Origin of the sequence: Oceanobacillus sp. HCA-5259, from assembly GCF_037892815.1 — a bacterium.
Taxonomy (GTDB): domain Bacteria; phylum Bacillota; class Bacilli; order Bacillales; family Amphibacillaceae; genus Oceanobacillus; species Oceanobacillus indicireducens.
Map to the genome: position 1 here is coordinate 24,805 of NZ_JBBKBV010000002.1, position 25,410 is coordinate 50,214.

Below are 25,410 nucleotides of genomic sequence, written 5' to 3' on the forward strand. Positions count from 1 at the left end.
ACTAAGCCTCTGGTAAGCCAATCGGAATTCTTCTTTATCGGTTGGAGGAGTGTGAAGTTTGATAGCTGCTCGTCGTGTTGCAAGCTAACTCAAGAAGTAATATATTTAGGCTTTGCTGAAGTGCCTAATAAATTTTGTTAACCGCAAATTCCTAAGCTTATCCAAGAAAAAGGTGCGGCAAGATCGCCGCACCTTCCCCATCATTCATCTGTATTAATAAATAGTTTCCCGTCTGTTTGAGCTCTTGTTTCATTCCCATAATCATCGACTGCGATTACTTCGATAACTGCTCCTTCTGCAACAACATTGCTTGTTGCTGTCCAGTAGCCGACATAATGTCCTTCAGATGTTTCCATCATCGGTAATTCAGTCGGGTTGGAATTCACATTCGTGAGCGGCATATGGACGACAAATGTGGACTTTAAGCCAGGCTCACTGTCAAATTCGAACTTCACGCTTTCCCCTGCACCCAAGTACACATCTTCTTCAGGCGTCAGATTCTCGATTGCAGGAGGTGTGAAGTCGACATCCAACGATACAGCTTCAGACGTTGAATTGCCCGCCAAGTCGGCCGCTGTAACTTCAATGTCATTTATCCCTTCATCAAGAATAATTCGCAGAGAGTAATTCCCATCATCAATCTTAGCGCGCTGTCCGTTTACCTCGACATAATCAAGATTAGCATCCTCAACTGTTCCTTCTACCGTAACAGTTTCACGATTTGTTTTCTCGCCGTCTTCAGGATTGTCGATGGTGAGTGCTGGCGCTTCTGTATCCAAGACAACTGTTACAGGTTCGGATTCCATAATTTCTGTATCATCCAGTATGGTGACCGCAACCAACTCATTATCACCTTCCGCAAGCGTTGCAGGAATTGCAAATTTACCGTCATCTCCAACTTCAACTGTATCTACTTCTTCTCCATTATTTACTAATTTAATGAAGGTAGTCGGTGAAGCAGTACCTTCTACAGTAACTTCTGTTTCATTCGTGATTAGTCCATCTTCGGGAGACGTAATGACCGCTTCTTCCACCTCGTAGTTTACTCTGGCACGGATCATATAGTTCCCTTCATCTGCCGGGGATTGATTCCATGCACCGCCTACATATTGGAAGCTTCTTTCTGCGTTCGGCCCGTTTTCATCTGTTGCTAGACCCGGTGCATTTGTATTCACATCTCGTTGAATATAGACCATATAGAAATCACCATTTACTTGAATCGCATGTTCACTTAAGTCAACAACCGTCCACTCATCCAGACTCCGAATTGCCTCTGCTTCAACTGGACCGGCAATTCGCTCACCTGGAGTGCCATCCGGCCCACTTGCATCCCATACCTCAACGGCAAATTCCGTACCTCCTGGAACTGGCCAATCGTCATCATGGAATTGGAAAACCCCATCCGTTACAATTGCCGATTCTTGTCCTTCATCAAGGGACATACGAACTGCCCAGCCATTACCAGCATCATAGAATGCACGAGCATTTTCCGCTGTTCCATCATCATAGCCAATCTCTCCGCCCGGAACGGTGTAGAAAGGTTCTAATTCAATATTAATCGTACCATCAGAAGTAAAGTCAGCTTCTACTTCTGCTCCATGATAGCCACGAGCTAGTACTTTTAGCGTATATACGCCTTCATAAGCAGTGATCGTAAAGGAACCATTTTCATCTGTCGTAACCGCTTCCACATTCGCATCTTCTACAATTAGAAGTGTAGCGTCTGCAATTCCCTCACCAGTTACTGCATCAGTTACCGTACCTGAAACGGTGTATTCATCTTGTTCTTCTAGAGTAAAGTTAACTGTTGTAGATTCATCTGCCTCGACTGTTACATTTTCTTCTGCAGGATGATAACCATAACTTTCTGCAACTACGGTGAAGTCACCAGCAGCATGAGTAATAGAGAAGGACCCATCTGCAGGATTCGTATTCACTGACCTTCCGCTTTCAAGCACGCTGACAGTCGCAGCCAATGGTAAAGCGGCAGGTGTAATTGCATCTTCTTTAACCGATTCTTTTTCATCTGGAAATGCTGGTTTTAGTTTATCAGGATCAATTGGGGCCTTCTTCATTCCGATACTATTAAGGCCTAACAATAATCCAGCGGAAGAATTCATTCCGATGTTCGGTGCTTGTGCTGACTCACTTCTTGACGTATCAGCAAGCCCAACATCATCAATATACCAACCATCTCGGGTAATGCTGATGTCAGAAGTCAGATTAAATCCGATATAAACTCTTTCCCCGCTATAATCAGATAGATCAATTTCCGACTCAATCCAGCCATCGGAAACATTAGTGATTCGCTCTAACTGTTCCCAGTTTTCCATATCACTAGAAATATACACATGCCCGTAATCCCAGTTATTCTCGAGATTGTACCACTGGCTGTATTGTAAATACGCTTCTCCTTCAGGTAAATCAATCGGCGGCATGACTAATGTTGAATTTTCATAGTTATTATAGGTTCCGCTTAAATTTGTTGCATACACATTTTCACCGGAAAAGGCTTCACCCGGTCCGGAAGTTGGGATTCCGTGTTCCCAACTGCTATTTTCTCCGAATACCGTCCATCCGCTAGGTGCCTTTTCAAAGTCCTCAAAATAACCTACTGTAATTCCTGGTTCTACCGTTACACTGTAGGAATCGGTTGTTACCGAATTATTTCCGAAATCATTGATTTCAAAGTGATACTCAAATGTTCCCTCTTCAATATCCTCACCTGGAACAGTTACCGTGTACTCACCTGACAAATGATCTCCAGATACCCGCTTCGCTTCGATCCGGTTATCTTCGTAGACAAGTTCTACAGAGGTTACACTTATATTATCTTCTGCAGTAATTGTTACATCAAGATCCATACCCGCATATATCACTTCAGGGGCATCATGACTATAAGTTGGTGCTTCTGTATCCTCTCCATCTTTACTTACAGCCCCATCAATGACACCTAGTCCGGAAACAACGGAAGATACTGCTTCATATGCATCCAGCAGTCCGTGGCCATATCCGTTATTCGGTGACTCAGGGAATGTATCGTCCGTTAATGGTGTTGCCGTAGTAGATAGAATTTCCTCGATTTCATCAACTGTCAAATTCGCATTTGCTTGTTTTATTAACGCTACAGCTCCTGAAACGGCTGGTCCTGCCATCGAAGTTCCATTCCAACCACCTTCATACCCACTGCCAGGTACACTTGAGCGAATATTCACCCCTGGCGCTGAAACATCAGGCTTAATCTCGTCATAAGGAGATGGTCCTTGTAAAGAGAAATTAGCTAAATCATCATTAACATCCGTTGCGCCTGTCGCAAAAGATTCCGGGTAGTTTGCCGGGTTAGCAACCGAACCTGGCCCACCTGGGTTCGTTAATGTTACATTACCAGCTGAGAATTCAGGAAAAATATTTGCTGCGCGCCAGGCAATGACAACATCCCGATACCATTCATCCATTCCCGAACCACCACTCCAAGAGTTATTCACTACATCAGGAGCTTGCGAGACATCTCCGCCTGGAGCCATAATCCACTCAGCTGCAGCAAGTAAATCTGTATCCGTTCCACCCGCTGCCGTAAATGCCTTAACAGCAATCCACTTCGCACCAGGAGCGACTCCAACTTGGTTCGAACCATCCGGCTCAGACCCGACCATCGTCCCGGTTACATGTGTACCATGTCCGTCATCATCGTACGGAGTATCCTCTCCGGCCGTAGCGTCAAACCAGCTATACGTGTGATCCGCATCACCCGTGCTTGCATCATAACCGCGGTACTTTTCTTTCAATGCTGGGTGGTCCCACTGAACGCCAGAGTCAATGCTCGCCACAACCATGCCTGTTCCATCGATCCCCATTTCCCAAGCAGCTGGAGCACCGACCCGTTCAATGTTCCATTCGACATTCGCAAGTTCTGCTTCTTCTTTTTCCGCTCTTTCCGATACCGTTGTGTTCAACTGTCGAACTTCATTTGGCAGTAATTTTTCCACTTCAGAAAAAGTAGCGATTTTTTCGGCAACCTCTTTCGTAGCTGTGACTGCCATGCCGTTCACAATATGATAGGAAACAAAATCCTTGGCATTTCCGTTTTCAATTTCCTGTTCAATATACTCTGTCACGTGCTGCTGTGATGCAAAGGAAGTTTCTTTTAATTCAGCAATTACAGCTGATCGTTGCATATGTTCTGCTTGACTCAGTGATAGATTTGATTTTGCCGCATCTTCTCTCATCTTTTTCGCTACATCTTCTACTGCAGCCTTATCTGTAAACTTGACTAGAAAAGTAACAAACTCATCATCTTTGAAACTCTCCAATAGACGCTCATTCACTTTCTGTTCTTGAAGCTCACGCGAATCATTCAACGAATGGCTAACTTCGCTTTTTGATTTCGCAAGTCCGGCACCCGGCAGGATGAGTGATACGATCATGACTACAATTGCTGCAATACTGAAAGCTTTCGTTCGTCTTTTGCGCTTAACTCTCAAAGATTTTTCCTCCCTTTTTAAAATTTCTTTCCGGAGTTTCGACGTTTTATTAAATCAACCTCCCCTTTTTTTAAATTTGTCGATTTCCCCAGAAATTAGCGACAGGTAAATTCTAGGTGTTAATCCTAGTATAGTAGGATTAGCTACAATAAAGTGTCGAATTATGTCACTATTTTACCGGGTCCTCAAAATTGATAGATATGCATTATATTTTCCTCTTTCTCTTCATGGGCCTTTCGATAGAAAATAGGAGGATTTAATAGAATTCATGTTATTTTTTCTATAATTCATGGAAAAAGGACTGCAAATAGAGAATTTCAAAGATTAGCGAACAGAAAAATGATAGATTTGACCTAACTGATACATAAGAAAAAGGCCTTTGTTTTCTAAGTTTAAGAAAACAAGGCCTTTTCTCCTGTATTTGATCACTGTTTTTAACCAATTTAGTGAGACTCTCCTCATACCTTTTTTAATTGGTAGGTCTATCCGCCACTAAACTATTTCACCTTTAATCAAGTGGGTTTAAGCTCTCGTCACCTGAAAGGTTTGAAATCATCTCTACAAGCAAGGTAATTTCTTCTTCTATATCTTTAATACTTGTCGTTTCTACCGGGGAATGCATGTAACGTAATGGCAGGGAAACAAGGGAAACAGGGACACCTTTTCCAGTCAAGCGCATTCGGTCTGCATCTGTTCCTGTATGCCTTGGAGTCAGCTCATACTGTACGTTCAGCTGTAAATCTGCTGCCGCTTTTTCGAGAAGCTGGTTTATTTTAATATTAATCGGTGCACCTTTTGCAAGTACTGGGCCGCCTTCAAGCTTAATATCTCCATATTTATTCTTATTCACGCCAGGATAGTCTGTTGCAAAAGTCACATCACAAGCAATTGCCATTGTCGGTTCAATTCCTGCTGCAGCAAAATAGGCACCACCCATATTTGTTTCTTCATTTACTGTGCTCACCGCATATACTCCGACTTGAAGATTTTTATCCGCAAGGCGCTTCAAAACTTCTGCAACGATGAAAGATCCTGTCCGGTTATCAAGTCCTCTTCCGGCAATATACCGGTCCTGCAAGATTTCCGGTTCTGTCTTATATACACAGAGGTCGCCGATTTGAACAACTTTTTCCGCCTCTTCTTTTGTTTTATAACCACAGTCGATAAATAAATCCGCTAAAGTGAAATCATCTTTTAAGCCACCGTGATGCTGGGCATTCACTCCAATAACACCGGTAACTTTACCATTGTATCCTAAGACATCGACTCGCATTCCGACTGCTGCCTTTGGATTAATCCCACCCACCTTATCAAAGTGCAGAAATCCTTGTTCATCAATACGGTTGATGACAAGGGCGATTTCATCACTATGTCCTGCCAGCAATACTTTAAACGGGGCTTCCGGGTTCAGGATTCCAATCACGTTACCAGCGTTATCTGTACGCACTTCATCAGCAAATTCTTTAACGTATGCCATCCATTTCCGTTGAATATCCATCTCCATACTGGATGGGGAAGCGGTATTTAATAATTCCATCAGAAAATCTTGATTGAACATTGTCATTTAATTCCTCCTAATCATCATTTACTCAACCCTCGCACCTAAAAATCAACACTTTCATTCAGCGTAAGTGTTTTGTGCATTTATTGGCGTTCTAATTACCGTTCAGTTGCCCGGCGGACGGATGCTTCCCACGGGCACAGCCGAAGCCTCGACGCACAGGACGTTAATGTCAGACGTTGCCACATACGAGAGCGTTCTTAGTCTGCCTCGGAAGAAGTTCGCTTCCTGCTCAGGTCTTCGGACTCGTGCTTTTCCCGTAGGAGTCACCGTCCGCCGGGCAACTGAACTGGTCTAAAGGATTATTTTAAAAAGAAATTATTCCGTTATGATAAGGATTGTACTTCTGTAATATTAAACAGTAATCCAAATCACGCCTTTCCTCGGAGCAGTCCAGACACCTCGAGACTCCTGCAGGAGGAAAGGCATAGGTGAGACCCCACAGGGCGACAGCCCGAGGAGGCTCACCAGCCGCTCAGCAGGTGCGAGAGGTGTCTGGACTGCGGACTTCCAATAGAAAGTTGCGCTTACGCTGAATGAAAGCGAGCTGCGAAAGTTGAGTCGTGTATTATTCCATTTTAACAAAAGAAGGCAATTTTGTTTACTTAAAGCATGAACACCGGTAAAATTTAAGCGACTAAACATGAAGGAGTTGGGTTGTATGTCTTTAAATCAATGGTTCGAACAAGCAATGCAAGCAGATGATTATATCGAGAGCATGAAGCAAAACAAGGATGGTCTCCTCCATATTTATGATAACTTCAATTTACCTGAAGATGAGACATTTTTTGAAAAAATTGCCAGTATGAAATTACGAGCAATCGTATTAACGGAGGACTGGTGTGGAGATGCCATGCTGAACGTTCCAATCCTATTGCGAATCTCTGAAAAAGCGAATCTGGAAGTACGGATGTTGCTCCGTGATGATAATTTAGAATTAATGGATCAATATTTAACGAATGGAACAGCCCGATCCATTCCAATCTTTATTTTCATTAATGAAGCTGGTGAAGAAGTCGCGAAATGGGGGCCTCGGGCTGCAAAACTTCAAAATTTTGTCGACGAATCCCGCGCTGCTCTACCACCAAAAGACGCGCCAGATCATGAGGATAAAGCGAAAGAAATGTATACGTTCATCGGTAAATCCTTCCGCGACAATACCGAGTTTTGGCACGATGTGTATGAAAGCATTAAGCAAAAGTTAGAATCAATCAATTGAACTTCGCACGACTGAAGTCACGAGATGAATTGGTTTATTCATAAACTTTTACCACGTATTAACGGTCTGTAATACCCCCTCCCCTATGAGGGAAACCCAGTATGTCAAGGCGGGGATAAACAGTCCGTAAATCCCTGATTCTGTTCAACTAACATTCAGTGGGGATGATAAGGATCCCCCACTGAATGAGTTTCACTTTATCAGAACAACCCGGACACTCTATGATTTTTGCTAGAATAATATTTTTATGTTAAAATGGATAATTGTGTGAAAAGAATAGAGTTGAATTAAATAATAGGAGTTGTTCGGCATGAATAAAAGTCTAGAAAAAGGTCAAATTGTGGATGGTAAGGTAACAGGAATCCAGCCATATGGTGCCTTTGTCCAGTTGGATGAAGAGACACAAGGGTTGGTTCATATATCAGAAATTACACATGGATTTGTAAATGATATTAATGATCATCTTAAAATTGGCGATGAAGTGAAAGTGAAAATTCTTGAAGTAAATGAAGCGGAAAACAAAGTATCCCTATCCATTCGGGCTACAGAAGAAGCGCCAAAGAAAGAAACTCAAGCAAAATCCTCTACTAACAATCAAACAGTATCAAATGATTCTACTACAGGATTTAACACATTAAGAGACAAGCTTCAAGAATGGATAAAACAATCAGAGAATAAATAATAAACAAAGGTGAAAGCGCCCTTGCTGGAAATGTTCCTTTAAGTAATACTTAAAGGAACATTTTTTTATGACAAAACAATGAACATCCGCCATGACGGTCTCTCCTTCTTGATTTCTAAAAGTAAATCCCGTAAAGTTAAACTAATAAATCCGAATAAAAAAGGAGAATACATATGACAAAAGTTACACTAACCTACGATAAAGCACTACCATTCTTCTCTGAAGAAGAACTTCATCATATGCAACCATTTGTCGATAAGGCCCATGAACTTGTCCATGAGAAAACAGGACAAGGAAGTGACTTCCTCGGTTGGGTCGATTTACCGGAGAACTATGATAAAGAGGAATATGCAAGAATTAAACAGGCAGCGGAGAAAATCCGTGAGCATTCCGATATTTTACTCGTAATTGGAATTGGCGGTTCCTATCTTGGTGCGCGTGCTGCTCTTGAGATGTTGAATCATTCTTTCCAAAACTTACTTTCCAAAGATGATAGAAAAGTACCTCAAATTATTTTTGTTGGGCACCATCTAAGCTCAACCTATACTGCGGAATTATTTGATCTCTTAAAAGACAAAGACTTTTCCATCAACGTAATCTCTAAGAGTGGAACAACAACGGAACCTGCTGTTGCCTTCCGGATTTTCAAGAAATACTTAGAAGAAAAGTATGGAATGGAAGAAGCGAAAAACCGTATCTTTGCAACGACAGATAAAGAAAAAGGTGCGCTTAAAGGTGTAGCAGACGAAGCTGGGTACGAAACTTTCGTCATTCCAGATGATGTTGGCGGCAGATACTCTGTCCTTACCGCCGTTGGACTACTTCCAATCGCAGTTAGCGGCATTAATACAGACGATATGATGAATGGTGCAAAACAAGCGATGGATGACCTTGCAACTCCTGACTTAAAAGAGAATCCGAGCTACCAGTATGCAGCGATCCGTAATATTTTATATAATAAAGGAAAAGTGACGGAGCTTCTCATTAACTATGAGCCAAGCTTGCAATATTTCGCCGAATGGTGGAAACAGCTCTTTGGTGAAAGTGAAGGGAAAGACCTGAAAGGAATTTATCCTTCTTCTGCCAACTTCACAACAGATCTACATTCTCTTGGACAGTATATCCAAGAAGGAAGAAGAAATATTTTCGAAACGGTTCTTCGCGTTCATGAATCAAAAAAAGAATTAACGCTTGAAGAGGCGGAAAATGATGCAGATGGATTAAACTATCTTGCTGGAAAAACATTACATGAAATCAATGAGAAAGCATTACAAGGGACAATGCTCGCCCACACAGACGGTGACGTACCTAACTTGATCGTTGAAGTCCCAAGACTTGATGCATATACATTCGGCTATCTCGTTTATTTCTTTGAGAAAGCATGTGCCATCAGCGGTTATCTGCTCGGCGTCAATCCATTCGACCAGCCGGGTGTTGAGGCATACAAAAAGAATATGTTCGCCCTACTCGGGAAACCTGGATTCGAAGATGAAAAAGCTAAATTAGAAGAAAGATTATAAAACGAGACTTCATGGGTTATAAGCGTTCCAAATCAGGTCTTTCCCCGGAGAAGTCAGAAAAAATAAGCACTTACGCTGAATGATAATAATCCGCGGGTTGTCTTGATTACAGCGGAATATCTAACTGCTTCAAACTGCCAAAGTTGAGTTTTTTTAAAATATTTTAGTTTATGTGTTTATAATTTAATAGGAGGGGTAATACTATTACCGTAAGACTTTCTCGTATTCCCCCTGTAAGCAGAGCGTATATCGCTTTGCTTTTTTTTTTGCTATAATTAACTATAACACTGTGAGGAGGTAGTTTGATGGGAAATTTTGATCTAAACATTGACCGGAAAAATACAAAATCCGTAAAGTGGGATATGGCAGAAACACTCTTCGGGTCAACTGACGTTATTCCAATGTGGGTTGCTGACATGGACTTTAAAGCGCCTAAAGAAGTAAATGAAGCATTAATGGAACGAGCACGCCATGGAATCTATGGTTATACGATTGCAGACGATGAATTAAAAGATACAGTTGTTAGTTGGAATAAGGAAAGACACCAATGGAATATTCAGCCAGAATGGTTATCTTTCAGCAATGGAGTCGTTACCTCCCTACATATGGCTATTCAAGCATTAACTAAACCGGAAGACGGAATATTAATTCAGACGCCCGTCTATCCGCCCTTTTACAATGTTATTAAGGCACATAACCGGACAATTGTTAAAAATCCTCTCGTTTTTGAAGATAATTATTACACAATTGATTTTACTGATTTTGAAGCTAAGCTTAAAGAAGTAAAAGCGTTCATCCTCTGTTCACCGCATAATCCGGTTGGAAGGGTTTGGAAGAAAGAAGAGCTAGAGGAAATGGCTAAGTTATGTGTGAAACATGATGTGCTAATTATTTCTGACGAGATTCACGGTGATCTTACCTATCCCGGATTTAGGCATATTCCAATTGCCTCGCTATCTGAAGAAATTGCTAATCAGACGATCACATGCATGGCTCCATCGAAAACCTTTAACGTACCTGGATTAGCCGCGTCTTACTGCGTGACACCTAATCTGGATGTTAGAGGGAAATTAGATGAGGCCTTTAATAAACAGGGTTTCAACAATCAATTAAACACAATGGGGCAAATTGCAATGCAGGCTGCTTATACACACGGCGCTACATGGGTCGATGAATTAACCGCTCTATTAGAAAGCCATTATCAATATGTGAAAGAAAGCTTTGAAAAACATGCTCCAGAACTGAAAGTAGTGAAAACGGAAGGTACGTACCTCCTTTGGATTGATTGCAGTGGACTTGGGCTTGACGCAGAAGGTATTCGAGAATTTTTCATAACCGAAGCAAAGGTCGGATTAAATGCAGGCATTGATTACGGAGAGGAAGGGAGTCAATTCATGCGCCTGAACATGGGTTGCCCACGATCTACACTTGAAGAAGCTGTTAATCGAATAATTAAAGCAGTAGAAAATAGAAGATAAGATAAAGTGAAACTTCATTCAGTGGGGGTTTCCTTACCTCCGCCACTGAATGTTAGTTGAACCGAATCAGGGATTTACGGACTGTATATCCCCCAGCTTCACATGTTGGGCATCCCTCCTATTTAGAGGTGGGGGTATTTCAGACCGTTAATGCGTGAAAAATTAGAAGAGGCTGGGACATAACTATTCTAATATGAATTAAATCCGAACAAAACTGCTAACTAGCTCCGGGAATATACGGAGACTCCAGCAGGAGGCCGGCTAAGTACGGTCACGTCCTGTGACCAACGCCGGCACTAGAACCTCCTGTTCGTCGGCCGGCATCGGTGAGACCCCGCAGGGCGGCAGCCCGAGGAGGCTCACCAGCCGCCTGCGGAAAGCGTAGTATATTCCCGGAGCGGTTGTTGATGCTCTTTCTTATCATTTGTTCGGATTTATAACCATACTAAGAAGTTATGTCCCAGCCTCTTTTCTTGACTTAGCTACTTGGGAGTAATTTTTCCGCAAGCAATCCGCTCTCCGGAATCTCCACTTGGCTGGGTATACCCGTCGTCCGGACCGTCATGGAGAACTAAAGAAGTTCCCTCCTCCCGAATCAATGAGTTTTTTCCATCTAATAGCGTCGCGTCCAGCAACTTGATCTCCTCATCGATCTTACCATCTCCATTTGCCTCGACATTTGGGAGATCACCAAGGTGGGGGCCTTTTGGGTTCATTAATCCATGCTCTTTATCTTCGGGGTTATAGTGATTCCCGGCACTTGTAAAGTCTGGTGGTTCGCATTTTGCATATTCATGTACGTGAATCCCGTGCCATCCAGGACTCACCCCTTCTAATTTGAGTTTAATACTTACTCCTTCAGAGTCTTCGGTCAAAGTTGCGGTTCCAAGCTTATCACCATCCACATTCAACATGGCCACTTCTTTCAACGTTTCATCATCATTAGACGTGCAAGCAGCTAAGAAAATTAAAAACAAATAAAAAATCCAACGCATATCGCTTCTCCTTTAGGTTACTAGTTGTAGTATCCCAAAAAATGCAAAGTTTTAAACGTTGGATTGTAGCAGCTAATTATTCTTTCAACTCTTTTTCTACTTCCTCTATCCGTTCTTTATAATCTTCTTCAAACCTCTCTTCTTCCTTCTTCGAGCGTCGCACCATAAAGTACACCGCAACAAATGCTAGTCCGATAAAAAGAAATAGAGTGAGTATCGGAATGATCAATTCGGATTTATCACTTGGAAAATAGAAGAAATCCATCTTTCATCACATCCTTACTTATTAGTATAGCAAAATTAACTTTTAATAGACAATAAGGGGTAATTATTCGCAAAAAGTTCACGAATTTGGCACAATAATTAAAGGGAGGTTGTAAAAATGGGGAAAGTGAAGATTGGGGAAATTGCAAAAGCGCATTATAGGTCAGGAACGTATATCGGCGAAGTAAAGGAAGATCGTGGTGACATGTACCTGATTGAAGTACTCGCTGTCCATAAGCATCCGCTCCAAGGCGATCTACATAATATGTATGAAACGAAAGATGTCTTTTTTCATGAACGGAAAGCACTTGCCTTTCGTGAGAAGATGAATGTTAAAAAGCCGGCTGTCCATCCATTTAATGGTGAGGTACCGGAATATGCTGCGTCGTTGGAACAAGCAATTGCAACATATCGGAATAAGCTGAATGAAGAAGACAGTGCATACAACCGACTGGCCTTACAGACGCTCGAGCGTCTTGAACAAGAAGTATACTTTAAAATTATAAAAGGAAGCTAGAGACATTCTCTTGCTTCCTTTTTCTTTCCTGAGGAAATTTTAAGATAAAGATGCTGTGGATTACAAAAATAATAGAAATGTCCACGTCTCGCTCCTTACTTACTCTCCTAAATGTTCTTTAATAACTGAAGTAATACCTTCAATTGCTTCTTCTGCATCATTACCATCAGCAGATATTTCCACTTCCGCACCGCGTGGGATACCAAGGGACATAACACCCATGATTGATTTCAAGTTTACTTTTTTATCCTTATACGTAATTTGAATATCTGAACTGTACTGTCCCGCCTTGTTCACTAATAATGTAGCTGGACGTGCATGTACTCCTGATTCAGCGGTTATTGTAAAGTTTTTTGTTTCCATATTTATCGCTTCCCTTCCATCAATTTACCATAACTATTGTTACAATATAACCCTCATCCCCATTATAAACAATTCCTCGCTACTTTTAAACTAATAACCAGTGAAACGGCTATCATTTTTTATAAAAATGTTTGTTATTTGTCATTTGTCATTCATCTTTTAGTGTGATACCTTTAATTTAAGATAGTTTAAGGAGGCATATTCATGAGTGTACATATCGGTGCAGAAAAAGGCGAAATAGCGGAAACAATATTACTTCCAGGAGATCCATTGCGTGCAAAATACATTGCCGAGACTTTTTTAGAAGATGCTAAGCTTTATAATGAGGTTCGTGGCATGTACGGTTACACTGGGAAATATAAAGGTAAAGATATTTCTGTCCAAGGTACTGGGATGGGTGTTCCGTCCATTTCCATCTATGTCAATGAATTGATAAGTGAATATGGTGTGAAGAATTTAATTCGGGTTGGAAGCTGTGGAGCACTACAGGAAAATGTGCAAGTTAGAGATGTCATCCTTGCCCAAGGCGCAACAACTGATTCCCAGGTTAACAAGCTTATCTTCGGAGACATTTTCTATGCTCCCCTTGCAGATTTCGATCTATTAAAAAGTGCTTATGATGCCGCGTCGGATAAGAATTTGCCGGTACGAGTCGGGAATGTATTTACAAGTGACAGCTTCTATCGCGAGAATGCCAAGTCCGTACATGAATTACTTGCAGCCTATAAAGTACTTGCGGTGGAAATGGAGACGACAGCTTTATACACGCTCGCAGCTAAATTTAACAGACACGCTCTATCCATTCTTACCGTTTCCGATCATATCCTAACTGGTGAAGAAACAACTGCAGAAGAACGTCAAACAACGTTCAATGAAATGATTGAAATTGCACTAGAAACTGCATAATTAAATTGATAAAGAGCATCTCATACTTCTGGGATGCTCTTCCACATTGTCACCCTCATTAAATTAAAGTTGACAAAATTTTAATTTCCTCGTACTATCATTACAAGGGGGAATTTTCATGAGCAGAATTAGATCAATTGATTTAACATTTGGGGCAATGTTCGTTTGTTTAATGGCGATAGGGGCAAATATTACGGTTTGGTTTCCGTTTCTGGCAATACCAATTGGCGGAGCGAGTGTACCCCTTTCTTTACAAACATTTTTTGCAATTTTGGCAGGATTTATGCTCGGTAAACGACTTGGTGCTTTTGCTATTATTACATATATTCTTGTCGGAGCGAGCGGGGTGCCGATTTTCGCCGGATTACAAGGTGGACCTTTTGCTTTAATCAGTCCAACAGGTGGCTTTATTATTTCTTTTGTATTTATCGCCTATGCTTCCGGCTGGATTAGCGAGAAGTTTCATAAAGAATCGATGATTGGTTATTCTTTAGGTGCTTTCGCCGGTCTCATTTTGAATTATGTTATTGGAGTATCTTACATGTATCTCGCGATGAATACGTGGCTTAATCTTGAGATTTCCTATCTTATCGCCTGGGTCGGAATGGTTCCCTTTTTAATTAAGGATACGATCCTTTCCTTTGTCGCTGCTTTCTTTATGGTTCAGCTTGTTAAGCGTGTACCTGCAAACTGGATTAAAGAAAGAGCCTAAGCCTTCACATCTTAAAAAATCAAGGCATTTAACTGAACTACTGATTACTTTTATTCAGCGTGGGTGCCACTATCCCCTCAGAGTCCGCAGTTCAGACACATTTCCGCGGGCAACTAAATGGTGATTATATGTAAAAACTACTCGCGCTAGTAATCCACTGTTTCAAACTTCGAAAGTTGGGTTAATTACTTCCATCTGTATTGCTTTGTTTACGATGTTATACCGTTATGGTAAACTTAAATGAACGTTGGCAACGATCAGGAAGGAAGAAATAGGCAATGGAAATCTTTTCAAATTTTCCGTTATGGGCTGCTTTAATTGCAATTGTCTTTGCGCAATTTATAAAAATACCGATTAAATTAATTGTTGCAAGAGAGCTCTCTTTCCGAATCGCATTCAGTACAGGTGGAATGCCGAGCAGTCATTCGGCAGCAGTAACATCGCTTACGACCGCGGTAGGTATTGTCGAAGGAGTTACCTCAACCATTTTTGCAGTCGCTTGTGTATTTAGTGTGATTACGATGTATGACGCATCTGGCATTCGGCGTCATGCAGGAAAACATGCAGTCGTACTGAATCGGTTGATGAACGACTTGCAAACTATTTTTGAAGATGTCAGGGACTGGAATAAGAAAGAGGATAAAGAAAGACGAGAAGATTTAAAAGAATTATTAGGACACGAACCGATTGAAGTTTTCTTCGGCGCAATAACAGGAATTATTGTTGCGTTTGTTGTCCATCCTTGGTTTATTTAAAAAAAACCAGAAAGGAAATTTAATTCCTCTCTGGATTTTTTTATTATTCTCCTGTAAATTCTGAGCGAAATACCTGGAGAGCTTCATCTTCATTAAGTTCTGCGAGGGCTTCTTCCGTTAACTCGCCGTTCCCCATTTCAATCACATAAACGTCAAGTTTTTGTTTCCCCCACTCCTTAAATACATCATCGACTGTATCATAATACAAATCGATTTTATTTCCTTGGATTGCACTACCTTTATCCGCTACCACACCATATCCATAGGACGGGATAAAGAGAATCGTACCGATTGGAAATACATCTAAGTCTGCTGCAATCGTTGAATATAAATCCCTTTTTACCGTAACCCCTGAAAAGGTGATTCCGTATTCTGGATGCATTTCGGTTTTTCCAGTTGATTCATAACCTGCCGTATAGCCTGTCGCAACGACCTGGACCGTAGGATATGCTTCCAAATCGATTGCATCTTCTAATGATTGTGGTGCTTCAATACTGTCACTTGAAATATACGTAACTGGTGCTTGTCTATGTTGTAATTCTTTTTCTGATAGGGCTGTTTCTCTCTGTCCGATTTGTTCCTGTATCATTTCCCCATTTTCGTGTTGGGTGTTCGCTGCCTTTGTATGGACATCTTCTTCCGTCACCAACATCGATACAACCACTAGGAAGATAGCAATATATAAGCTGACAATTCCTAGCTTTTTGTAAGAAATATTCATCTTTACACCTCTCTGGTACTGCTATTTGATAGTTTATTTTTAACAACTACCTTTACACCAGACTAGGATGTCCAGATTTTTGATCAATATACATTATTATTTTAAAATTTAAAATCAATAAAGAAAAGACGGGCAGGAATTACCTGCGCCGTCTTAGATTGAACAACACATATTATTTTATTCCATCGTAGCGAGTATTTCTTCAATCTCAGCCATAATTCTTCCAGCCTCTTCCCAATCTCCACTAGATAATGCTTCTTGGTAATCATCAAATAATGTAGAGAATTGTTCAAGAATCATTTCTGCTCCCTCAAGCGGGATAGATGGCATTGAGTCCTCATCCTCTGGAAGTTCTTCAGAGTCACCGTCATCTGTTGCTGGAGGTGTTCCTGCATCTGGATCCATTAATTCAAAGAGCGATTCCATTGCACGTTCCAGAGTCGTCTCCATGACAATATGATCCTCATAAGCGACGATGATTTGTTTAACTTCCGGCAGAGATGTTTCATTGGACGATTCGATATAAATCGGTTCAACATACATAATCGTGTCCTCTATCGGTATCGCAATCAAGTTTCCGCGAATAACTTCCGAACCACCTTGAGACCATAAGTTCAGCTGTTGAGAAATCGTACTGTCCTGATTAATTCGGTTCTCAATTTGCTGCGGTCCATAAATATTTCGCTGTTTCGGGAAGGTGTAGACGAATAATTCACCGTAATGCTCCCCATCATTCCGAACTCCCATCCAGGCGATCATATTCTGCCTATTTCTAGGAGTGTATGGAACCATAAGAATGAATTCTTCCTCTTCATATTCCGGTAATTTCATCGTAATATAATACGGTTCAATGACAACATCAGAGTCGAAATAATTCTCTGTAGCGAATTGCCAGAAGTCTTCACGGTTATAAAACACTTCTAAGTTCGACATATGGTATGTACCATACATTTCCGACTGTACTTTAAATAATGTTTCCGGGTAACGGAAGTGACGCTGAACATCTTCTGGAATCTCTTCTGTGAAAAGATCAGGGAAAATCGTCTGATATGTCTTCACGAGCGGCTCATCTGGTTCAACAATATAAAAATCAACTTCCCCGGTATATGCATCAACAACAACCTTGACCGAGTTACGGATGTAGTTGCTGTCTCCGCTAAATTGTTCGGAGTAAGGATAGTTCTCAGCGATTAAATAGACATCCATCATCCACGCTAAGCTTCCATCATCTCTAATAAAGATATATGGGTCAGAATCATATTCAAAGAATGGAGCAATCTTTTGAACACGGTCCATAATATTACGGGTCTTCAGTAGTCTACTTTCCGAATCCAATTGATCGGATACCAAGAAGCGGAAGGACCCTTGATCAATGGCAAATAATAATCGATTGAGACCGGTCAACTGAATCCCAGCTTCTTCTTCATAACGGGTGGAAACATTCTCGTCTCCGGATGGATAATCGAATTCATCCACTTTCGTATTAACGATCACGTCGTTATACTCTTCTTCCCCGAAATAAATTTGTGGACGAGTTACATCAATCGTTCCTTCAACAGGAATATTTCTCTGTAAATATTGTGGCTGACCTTGGGACGTAATTTCATTAACATGACTCATCGCAATCCCGTAACCGTGTGTATAACGGAGGTTCCTGTTCACCCATGTTTGGGCTTGTTCTGGTAAATCTTCCGTACTCAATTCACGGGCTCCAATAAACACTTGCTGATAATCACCATCAATTTCATACCGGTCAATATCAATATCATTAAAACGATAATAGGTCCGGAACGTTTGGATTTGATTATAGATATCTAAAAGTGGCCGCGAGTCGTTAATTCGGATGTTGTCAATGGTAAGTGAATTCCTCTCTACCATCGCCTCATCAAGTGAATAATTTCCCGGGTGCTCTTCTTCCTTTATCTCATCTAAATCATAAGCTGCTCGAGTAAATTCCAAGTTACGTTCCAAATACGGTGATTCTCTTTGGAATTCATTTGGTGAAACGACGAAGCTCTGCACAATCATCGATGCACCCTGCCCCACAATCAATACGACGACATAAGCAGCGATTGGTATAATTGCTGATTTAATTTTGCCACGGTATAAGGAAATAATTGTCCATACTGCCGCAATTATTGCAACTCCCGCTAGAATATATGCTTTCGGTATGTTAATAAGTTCATCGGTATAGCTTAAACCATATACGACACTCGTCTGGAATATATTCACCTGGTTTGATAGTAAGGTGTGGTATGGCTGCAGAAAATGAATCGCTGCCACCATCAATCCTACAAGTCCGATTGTAACTCCTATATGGAGCTGGGCCCGTTTACTTAAGCGGTACATGTGGAATACAGAATAAGCCCCAATCACAGTTAGAAGAGCTAAGATCGCCAATGTTAAGATTAAATAGACGATAAACTCCAAGAATGGTAAGACGAACATATAGAAAGAAATGTCCATATTAAAATGCGGGTCGGTTATTCCAAATTTTTCATGCTGTAAAAATTTTAGCAGCGGTTCCCATCCAAGTCCTTGGACGACAGAACTTCCTAAAATTCCAACAAAGAAAGACGTACCGACGATAATTAAGCGGCTTAATTTTTTCTCCGCAAGAAATGGCGGTAACTGGCTTTCATGGAAATGATTGATGTAAGAACTGCGAATCCACTGCAATGTAAGGAAAGACGCAATAAAGAAGAGGACGAATCCTACTACAATCAGTGTCATTTTACTTCCAAGAATAGTTGTAAATACGCTACCGAATCCTAAGTTATCAAGCCATATATAGTCGGTAATCCAATTAAATGTAAGTAAAAATAGAAGTCCTACCACTAACAAGATTCCAAATATCCAGCCGAAAAACTTCCCCATTTTCTTCATTTTTGCCATTTGTTCCGGCGTTAATGTACGTGGTTGTTTATCCAATGTAACCCTCCCTCTCTTATTTATCTTTATCATTACTAATGATAACAGAAAGTAAGCTAAGGCGCTCTTTACAGCTCTTGATAAGTACTTTCTGCTCCCCTGTTTATACGAATTTGAAGAGCAAAATGTTTCATTTTTCATAAAGAAAAAACCTAGTTCAGAAACTAGGTGGCAGCAGTCTCTAAACTAGGCATCTATTGGTTGATTTTCTTTTTTACGGACGAACTTTTCAAGTTTATCAAGTTCAGCAAATAATTCGATAAGACTGTTTGCTACTGGGAAGACGTATGTCCATTTGTCAAAACCAGAACCTTGCAGCTCTTCAATCAAATTATTGATTGTCAGCCGCATCGCATTTTTCGTTTCCCGTTGCAGGTCACGATCAAGGACAATTTTATTTTGATATAGTAAAAAGATGTTCTCGCTGTAGTTTGTTATCTCATTGATTAATTTTTTAATAACATGACTTTTCCCACTGCTCATCGCTTCAATTTCTTCTATATTTTTCTCCAGTTGGGTAATGAGTGTATATTGTTTCTCCAAAACACGAATCATATGTTTATAGATGACAATACTCCGCAGAAAATGAATCTTGTTCCGGATAAATAGGCGGCTGCGTTCCTCGACAAGGATATCAAAATAGTCCTTGATTTTCGTTATCTTTTTTTCAATTTCCCTGTCTTCCGTTTTAAGGGTTGGAACACTCATCGTTTTATTTGGTATCACGCGTAGTAAAAATAGTGTCTGATCAACCGCATCTTGAATCCGGTTAAAGAGTAACTTTTGGTGATTAGGTGGGAAGACAAGTGCATTTACAATAAATGCAGATACGACCCCAATCACAACAAGGGATACCCGGTTAATAATAAAGGGGACATTTATTCCTTCAGCACTTTGCAGCATGATCGTGATAATCGTTAACACGGTTAAACTGACGGTCTTATTTAAGCCCAGGCGAACGTTAATCGCAATAGATATGATAACTACCGCTCCAACTGATAGAGGGTGGTTACCAAGCAGAAAGATCCCGATTAAAGAAAAGATAACAGCTACGGAGTTCGCGATTACTACTTCTTTAAAGTACGTGAAGGATCGCATGATGGATGGTTGCATTGCTAAGACTGCAGCAATAGCCGCTACTAATTCGAGTTCTAATTGTAGCATACTTGTAATAACAAGGGTTAATGTTACTGCGATACCAGTCTTCAACATTCGCGGGCCTATATTAAATTCCATTTCTACACCTCTATATTCATTGCAATTATAATTGCATCGACATACACCATCTTATTATAATTTCTTCCTACCACTTCCGCAACTACATTTATTGCTAAACTGTAAAAGAAGCTTAGGATTCAGAATCTGCTGCCTTTAAACTATATGCCTAGAAGAGCTTGCTCATCACTTTCATCCAGCGTACGTGTTTTGCTCTTTCAGTTTTTTTGCGTTCTGATTACCGTTCAGTTGCCCGGCGGACGGATGCTTTCCACGGGCACGGCACTGCCTCAGCCTCGACGCACAGGACGTTAATGTCAGACGTTGCCACATACGAGAGCGTTCTTAGTCTGCCTCGGAAGAAAACCGCTTCCTGCTCAGGTCTGGACACGTGCTTTTCCCGTAGGAGTCACCGTCCGCCGGGCAACTGAACTAGTAGAGAACGTTATTATTAATGGAAACTATCGCATTGTAATAAGCTATTTATTTCTAAATGAAAAATAGTGTACCAAGTTAGGCTTTCCCTCGGAGCAGTCCAGACACCTCGAGACTCCTGCAGGAGGCCGTCTAAGAACGGTCACGTCCTGTGACCAACGCCGGCATTAGAACTTCCTGTTCGTCGAAAGGCATAGGTGTGAGACCCCGCAGTACGCAAAGCGTACGAGGAGGCTCACCAGCCGCCTGCGGAAAGCGAGAGGTGTCTGGACTGCGGACCTCCAGATGGTAGTTGCACACACTTACGCTGGATGAAAGCGGGAGTTCCTAAAGTTGGGAAGAATGGTGGTGTATCATTTTAGTACAAAGGCTGTTTCGCTGTGGCCTTGTTTGGTTTTTTTGACTTCCAAGATGGCTGGGAAGATTTCTTTAAGCTCTTTGACATGGGAAATCACACCGATCATGCGACCTGACTCCATGAGATCAACGAGGGTGTCGACGGCTTTCGCGAGAGCATCTTCATCAAGCGAACCGAATCCTTCGTCGATAAACATCGTATCAATCGCAATACTCCCCTGGAAACTCTGAATCACGTCAGACATCCCTAAAGCAAGGGATAAAGCTGCATTGAATTTCTCCCCACCGGACAATGTTTTTACATCTCTTGTTACCCCGGTATGGTTATCATATACATCAAGCGCAAGTCCGCTCTGTTTACCATGCGTCTCTTGTCTGTCACTTCTCGTTAAATAATACTGGTTATTGGAGAGCTTCTGTAACCTATCGTTGGCAGAATGAATGATTTGCTCCAAATATTCCATTTGTAAAAAGCGTTCAAAAGAAATTTTCTTGTTGTTTTGTCCGCGCAGCATATCATGTACATCGGAAATAGCGGAAACAAGCTGTTCCTTCTTCACTAATGCCTCTTCTGCTTCCAGAATCTCTTCCTTTCGCGTGAGCGCACGATTTTGATAGTCACGAGCTTCATTAAGCTGTTTGAACGTCTCTTCGTATTGTTTCTCCAGTTCATCCAGCTCTTGCTTCAATGCATCTAAATCCTTTGGTTCTTTTCCTTTTAAGCTTGCCGTCAGCTCTTTCGTTTGCTTAGAAAGAATGGCCAGTTGCTGCTTGAATTCCGTCAATTCCTGTTTCAACAGCCGTTGTTCTTCGCTCGATAACTTGGCTTTGAAATACGCATCTTCTGATTCAAATCCCGCTTCTGTTAACTTCTCGCGGAACGCTTTACTTGCCTCTTCCACTTTTAATGTAATTTCTTTAAATTGCTTTTCTGTATGCAACGTAAGCGTTTCGCTCTTTGTATATGCCTCTTTCTTTGTTTCGAGCAACTTTTGGGCAGAATCCCACGCTTTTTCAAGTTGATCTTTTTTATCTTGGGTCATTTTAATTTGGTTTTTCAATACTTTTAAATCCGTTAATGATTCCGGGATATCTCGAAGTCTATCTTCAAGGAGTGCCGACTCCGTCTTATACTGCTCACGCAATGTGTAATGCTTGTCTTTCAGTTGATTATAGAGCGGCTCTAGTTCCTGTTTGATTCGGACATATTTCTCTTCTTCCTCTTTTTTTTCTTTTCTTTTCTTTCTAACTACATTATATTCTTCCACTTCAATTCGTACTTGTTTACCAGTGGCAACGAGCTGTTCATAAAAGGTATTGATCTCTTCCCCAGCTGTTAGCTCCGTTACTTCCTCTAATATTTCATTCTGTTGAGTTTTCTTTGCCTCAAGTTGAATGCGAATTTGATGATACGCTTTTTCTTTCTCTTCAAAATTGCTTTTCGCAAGCTGAAGTTCCTCTGTTGTCACCGTTTGTTCAGCACTAGCTGCAATTTGTGGATGTTCTAAACTTCCACATACCGGACACGGTTCGCCGTCTTGAAGATGTCCTGCCAACACGAGCGCTTGATTACTAAGCCATAACGTTTCTTTTTCCTGATAGTTTTCCTTCGCTTCATTATATGTGTTGATAATGGCAGTTGCTTTATTCTCTAATTCATTAATCTCCCCAGTTATATTTCTATAGCGCTCAAAAATTCTCACCTGATCCTTCAGTTGCAAATACTCTGCTTGTTTATCACTTAACTTCTCGATACGATCATCTAGGTTGCTAATTTCACGGCGATATTCCTCATATGCTTTTTCAGTTGACACAAGCTGTTTCTCTGTCTCTTCCATCTTTTGTTTTATCTCTTGGCCACGACTTTTAATTAGATTAATTTTTTGTTTCGTTTCTTCGATTCCTTGAACAACAGGTAGAATTTTCTCCAGCTCGTTCAATTCTTTAGCAACTTGATCTCTATCCGTTTTCCTATTTTCTTCCGCTTTGAAAGTTGCTTCTGCTTCTTGTAATTCTTTTTTCGCTTGCTCTAGTTGAACTTTTGCTTGTTTGAGATTTACACTTGTCAATTGTTCATCTTTCACTGCTTGTTCCCGTTGCTGCTCAAAAAACAGCAGGCTATTTGCCTCTTCAGCAGCTTGTAAACGTGTTTCTTTCTCTTTAAATTCCACTTTCCTTTCGTTTAACACCTTTAGCTGTTGTTTCTTCTCCTCTAGTTCACGGAAGCGTTCATTGAGGTGTTCGGCTTCATGGTATTCGCTTTGCCGTTTGTTTCTCAGTTCATAGGCTTGCTTGTGTTTCTCTTCTCCACTAGTGACTTGTTCCGCGTAAAAGCTTGCCTCTTCTTCTAATGCTGCAGCAACTTGATTACTATTCGGATACTCCGCTTCCAACAGTTCGCTCATAAACGTATCCGTCCGTAATGGAAGATAAGATGAAATACCTTGAATATAATCATTTCTAATTTGCAGTTGCCGCTCATAATCTATTTTAGCTTGGTCGCGTTTCTCCTTTAATACCTTATTAATTGATTGATAGTTTTCTGTTTTGAAGAGTCTGCGTAGAATCGCTTCTTTATTCTCCGTATCTGAGGTGAGGAGCTTTCGGAATTCCCCTTGAGGTAGCATAACGATTTGCTTGAACTGATCTTGTGTTAGCCCAATTAATTGCTCAACCCGCTCATTCACCTCCGAAACGATTTGCCTATCAACGCAAGGAACTTCTTCTCCATCCTTCTGTACGAAAAAGAAAATATCATCCCCCGTTTTCGATTTGTTTCCTTGCTTCACGTGGCCAAGCTGTCTCCGGATCCGGTAGTGTTTCCCTTTAAGCTCAAACTCCAATTCAACCGCGGTATGAACATCATCTTTTGCAAAATCACTGCGGAGCATTTTTGACTCCCCGCGGTCTTGTCCGCTTGCTGTTCCATAGAGAGCAAAGCAGATTCCGTCAAATATCGTCGTCTTACCAGCCCCGGTATTGCCGGAGATGACGAATATATCATTGCCCTCAAGCTCTTCGAAATCAACAGTTTCCGTATCTTTATAAGGTCCAAATGCTGTCATCGTTAATTTTAATGGCCGCACTTTTTTATCCCCCTTTATTTCTATTATTTATCTTCATTCATAATTGCTTCAAGTGCTTCTTTGAAAATATTCTCTGCCGCGTCACCCGGCGCTTCCCCTTTTACTTCCTCATAAAAGGCACGGAACAATTCTAGTTCTGTCATTTTTCTTCGTTCCTGAATTTGCTCTGAATCATCGGATAAATGGAGGGCGGAGTAATATTTTCGTTCAACATGCATCGCGTTCGGATAAACGGAGCGGATTTTTTCCATTGGGGAAAGCACAGGAGTTTCATCTAGCAATCGGACAAACACATAATCTTCATTTACAGATTCTGCTAAAATGTCTTCTATAAAACCTTCCACCGTATACATATCCCGCCTTGGAGTAAGCAAACGTTTTTCCGACTCAACTTTCCCTTCTCCATCCAGCGTCACGACATAAAAACCCTTCTTATGATGTTCCTCGGATATAGAATATTTCAGTGGGGAACCGGCATAACGGATCGTTTCGTTCGCGACATAATGGGCTTGGTGCAAGTGTCCGAGTGCTGTATAATTAAAATCGTTATAAATCGTAGCATCCACATACTCAGATCCCCCAATAGATAATGGCCGTTCCGATTCACTCGTATTCTCCGCTTCTTCCCCAAACGGTGTAACAAAAGCATGGGCAATTGCAACATTCCGCGTATTCGGTAGGATGGACGCTTTGATTTTCTCGATAATTTTTGCCTGTGCATCATTATGATTACGGATCGAATCGTCTTCATATAAATTACGAATCATGCTTGGATCCGCATAAGGAATTGGATGGAAATATACTTCACCAAATTCATCTTCCAATACAACTGGTTTATAATCTTTTTGTAATCTACCAATCATATGGAATCCATTCTGTTTCATCAAGCGACTGCCGAAATCCAGTCTACTTGGGCTATCATGGTTCCCTGCTATCGCAATAACCGGCACATCCAAATCGAGAACGATGTGGTGCAGAACATCATCAAGCAACTGCACCGCTTCCGTCGGCGGAACGGCTCGGTCATACAGATCACCTGCAATAATCACAGCATCCGGCTGCTCTTCTTCAACAGCTTGCACGAATTGTTTTAATATGTATTTCTGATCTTCTGTCATATAAACACCTTGGACAAGTTTTCCTAAATGCCAATCTGCTGTATGAAAAAATTTCATCTTGTTTCCTCCCACTTTTCTCCTATTATAAGAGGCA

Annotated in this window: 18 protein-coding genes; 8 read left to right on the top strand and 10 right to left on the bottom strand. The window is 41.1% G+C overall.

The window, feature by feature from the left end; all coding sequences use genetic code 11:
• Positions 1 to 200 precede the first annotated feature (200 nt).
• Together WKU33_RS01415 and WKU33_RS01420 are read right to left on the bottom strand one after the other, a co-directional pair.
• Positions 201 to 4,481: a S8 family serine peptidase gene (locus tag WKU33_RS01415; protein WP_340452846.1), complete on the bottom strand. Its 4,281-nt coding sequence runs from the start codon at positions 4,479 to 4,481 to the stop codon at positions 201 to 203.
• Positions 4,482 to 4,989: 508 nt separating this feature from the next.
• On the bottom strand, positions 4,990 to 6,045 hold the full coding sequence (locus WKU33_RS01420) for a M20/M25/M40 family metallo-hydrolase (protein WP_156855579.1): 1,056 nt from the start codon (positions 6,043 to 6,045) through the stop codon (positions 4,990 to 4,992).
• A gap of 658 nt (positions 6,046 to 6,703) precedes the next feature.
• Here WKU33_RS01420 and WKU33_RS01425 point away from each other — a divergent pair.
• The 4 genes from WKU33_RS01425 to WKU33_RS01440 all read left to right on the top strand — a co-directional run bounded on the left by WKU33_RS01425 (position 6,704) and on the right by WKU33_RS01440 (position 10,941).
• Complete coding sequence (locus tag WKU33_RS01425; RefSeq protein WP_156855580.1) at positions 6,704 to 7,261, top strand: thioredoxin family protein; 558 nt, start codon at positions 6,704 to 6,706, stop codon at positions 7,259 to 7,261.
• Between the two features lie 310 nt (positions 7,262 to 7,571).
• Positions 7,572 to 7,943, top strand: a complete 372-nt coding sequence (gene yugI / locus WKU33_RS01430; protein WP_340452847.1) for a S1 domain-containing post-transcriptional regulator GSP13 — start codon at positions 7,572 to 7,574, stop codon at positions 7,941 to 7,943.
• Positions 7,944 to 8,116: 173 nt separating this feature from the next.
• A complete protein-coding gene (locus tag WKU33_RS01435; RefSeq protein WP_156855582.1) occupies positions 8,117 to 9,463 on the top strand; it encodes a glucose-6-phosphate isomerase in 1,347 nt (448 codons plus the stop codon).
• Between the two features lie 305 nt (positions 9,464 to 9,768).
• Positions 9,769 to 10,941, top strand: coding sequence for a MalY/PatB family protein (locus WKU33_RS01440; RefSeq protein ID WP_340452848.1), 1,173 nt, complete (start codon positions 9,769 to 9,771; stop codon positions 10,939 to 10,941).
• Between the two features lie 482 nt (positions 10,942 to 11,423).
• Here WKU33_RS01440 and WKU33_RS01445 read toward each other — a convergent pair whose 3' ends face one another.
• A complete protein-coding gene (locus tag WKU33_RS01445) occupies positions 11,424 to 11,936 on the bottom strand; it encodes a superoxide dismutase family protein (protein WP_336252942.1) in 513 nt (170 codons plus the stop codon).
• A gap of 76 nt (positions 11,937 to 12,012) precedes the next feature.
• Positions 12,013 to 12,201, bottom strand: coding sequence for a hypothetical protein (locus WKU33_RS01450; RefSeq protein ID WP_156855585.1), 189 nt, complete (start codon positions 12,199 to 12,201; stop codon positions 12,013 to 12,015).
• Between the two features lie 117 nt (positions 12,202 to 12,318).
• Here WKU33_RS01450 and WKU33_RS01455 point away from each other — a divergent pair, with 117 nt between their 5' ends.
• The gene (locus WKU33_RS01455) at positions 12,319 to 12,717 is read left to right on the top strand and encodes a kinase-associated lipoprotein B (RefSeq protein ID WP_188856321.1); all 399 of its coding nucleotides are present in this window, start codon (positions 12,319 to 12,321) and stop codon (positions 12,715 to 12,717) included.
• Positions 12,718 to 12,816: 99 nt separating this feature from the next.
• Here WKU33_RS01455 and WKU33_RS01460 read toward each other — a convergent pair whose 3' ends face one another.
• The gene (locus tag WKU33_RS01460; protein WP_156855587.1) at positions 12,817 to 13,080 is read right to left on the bottom strand and encodes a phosphocarrier protein HPr; all 264 of its coding nucleotides are present in this window, start codon (positions 13,078 to 13,080) and stop codon (positions 12,817 to 12,819) included.
• Positions 13,081 to 13,284: 204 nt separating this feature from the next.
• Here WKU33_RS01460 and deoD point away from each other — a divergent pair, with 204 nt between their 5' ends.
• The 3 genes from deoD (at position 13,285) to WKU33_RS01475 (ending at position 15,453) form a co-directional block, all read left to right on the top strand.
• The gene (gene deoD, locus WKU33_RS01465) at positions 13,285 to 13,986 is read left to right on the top strand and encodes a purine-nucleoside phosphorylase (RefSeq protein WP_336252940.1); all 702 of its coding nucleotides are present in this window, start codon (positions 13,285 to 13,287) and stop codon (positions 13,984 to 13,986) included.
• 118 nt (positions 13,987 to 14,104) lie between these two features.
• Positions 14,105 to 14,698: a biotin transporter BioY gene (locus tag WKU33_RS01470; protein WP_340452849.1), complete on the top strand. Its 594-nt coding sequence runs from the start codon at positions 14,105 to 14,107 to the stop codon at positions 14,696 to 14,698.
• Positions 14,699 to 14,976: 278 nt separating this feature from the next.
• Complete coding sequence (locus WKU33_RS01475) at positions 14,977 to 15,453, top strand: divergent PAP2 family protein (protein WP_156855590.1); 477 nt, start codon at positions 14,977 to 14,979, stop codon at positions 15,451 to 15,453.
• 43 nt (positions 15,454 to 15,496) lie between these two features.
• On the opposite strand, the gene WKU33_RS01480 is transcribed toward WKU33_RS01475, so the two are convergent.
• The 5 genes from WKU33_RS01480 to WKU33_RS01500 form a co-directional block, all read right to left on the bottom strand.
• Positions 15,497 to 16,174: a 3D domain-containing protein gene (locus WKU33_RS01480; RefSeq protein WP_340452850.1), complete on the bottom strand. Its 678-nt coding sequence runs from the start codon at positions 16,172 to 16,174 to the stop codon at positions 15,497 to 15,499.
• A gap of 177 nt (positions 16,175 to 16,351) precedes the next feature.
• Positions 16,352 to 19,105 carry a UPF0182 family membrane protein gene (locus WKU33_RS01485; RefSeq protein ID WP_340452851.1) on the bottom strand — a complete coding sequence of 918 codons (2,754 nt, stop codon included), beginning with the start codon at positions 19,103 to 19,105 and terminating at the stop codon, positions 16,352 to 16,354.
• Between the two features lie 186 nt (positions 19,106 to 19,291).
• The gene (locus WKU33_RS01490; RefSeq protein WP_188856318.1) at positions 19,292 to 20,341 is read right to left on the bottom strand and encodes an FUSC family protein; all 1,050 of its coding nucleotides are present in this window, start codon (positions 20,339 to 20,341) and stop codon (positions 19,292 to 19,294) included.
• Positions 20,342 to 21,108: 767 nt separating this feature from the next.
• On the bottom strand, positions 21,109 to 24,198 hold the full coding sequence (locus tag WKU33_RS01495) for an SMC family ATPase (RefSeq protein WP_340452852.1): 3,090 nt from the start codon (positions 24,196 to 24,198) through the stop codon (positions 21,109 to 21,111).
• A 23-nt stretch (positions 24,199 to 24,221) separates the two neighbouring features.
• Positions 24,222 to 25,373, bottom strand: coding sequence for an exonuclease SbcCD subunit D (locus WKU33_RS01500; RefSeq protein WP_340452853.1), 1,152 nt, complete (start codon positions 25,371 to 25,373; stop codon positions 24,222 to 24,224).
• Between the last annotated feature and the right edge of the window lie 37 nt (positions 25,374 to 25,410).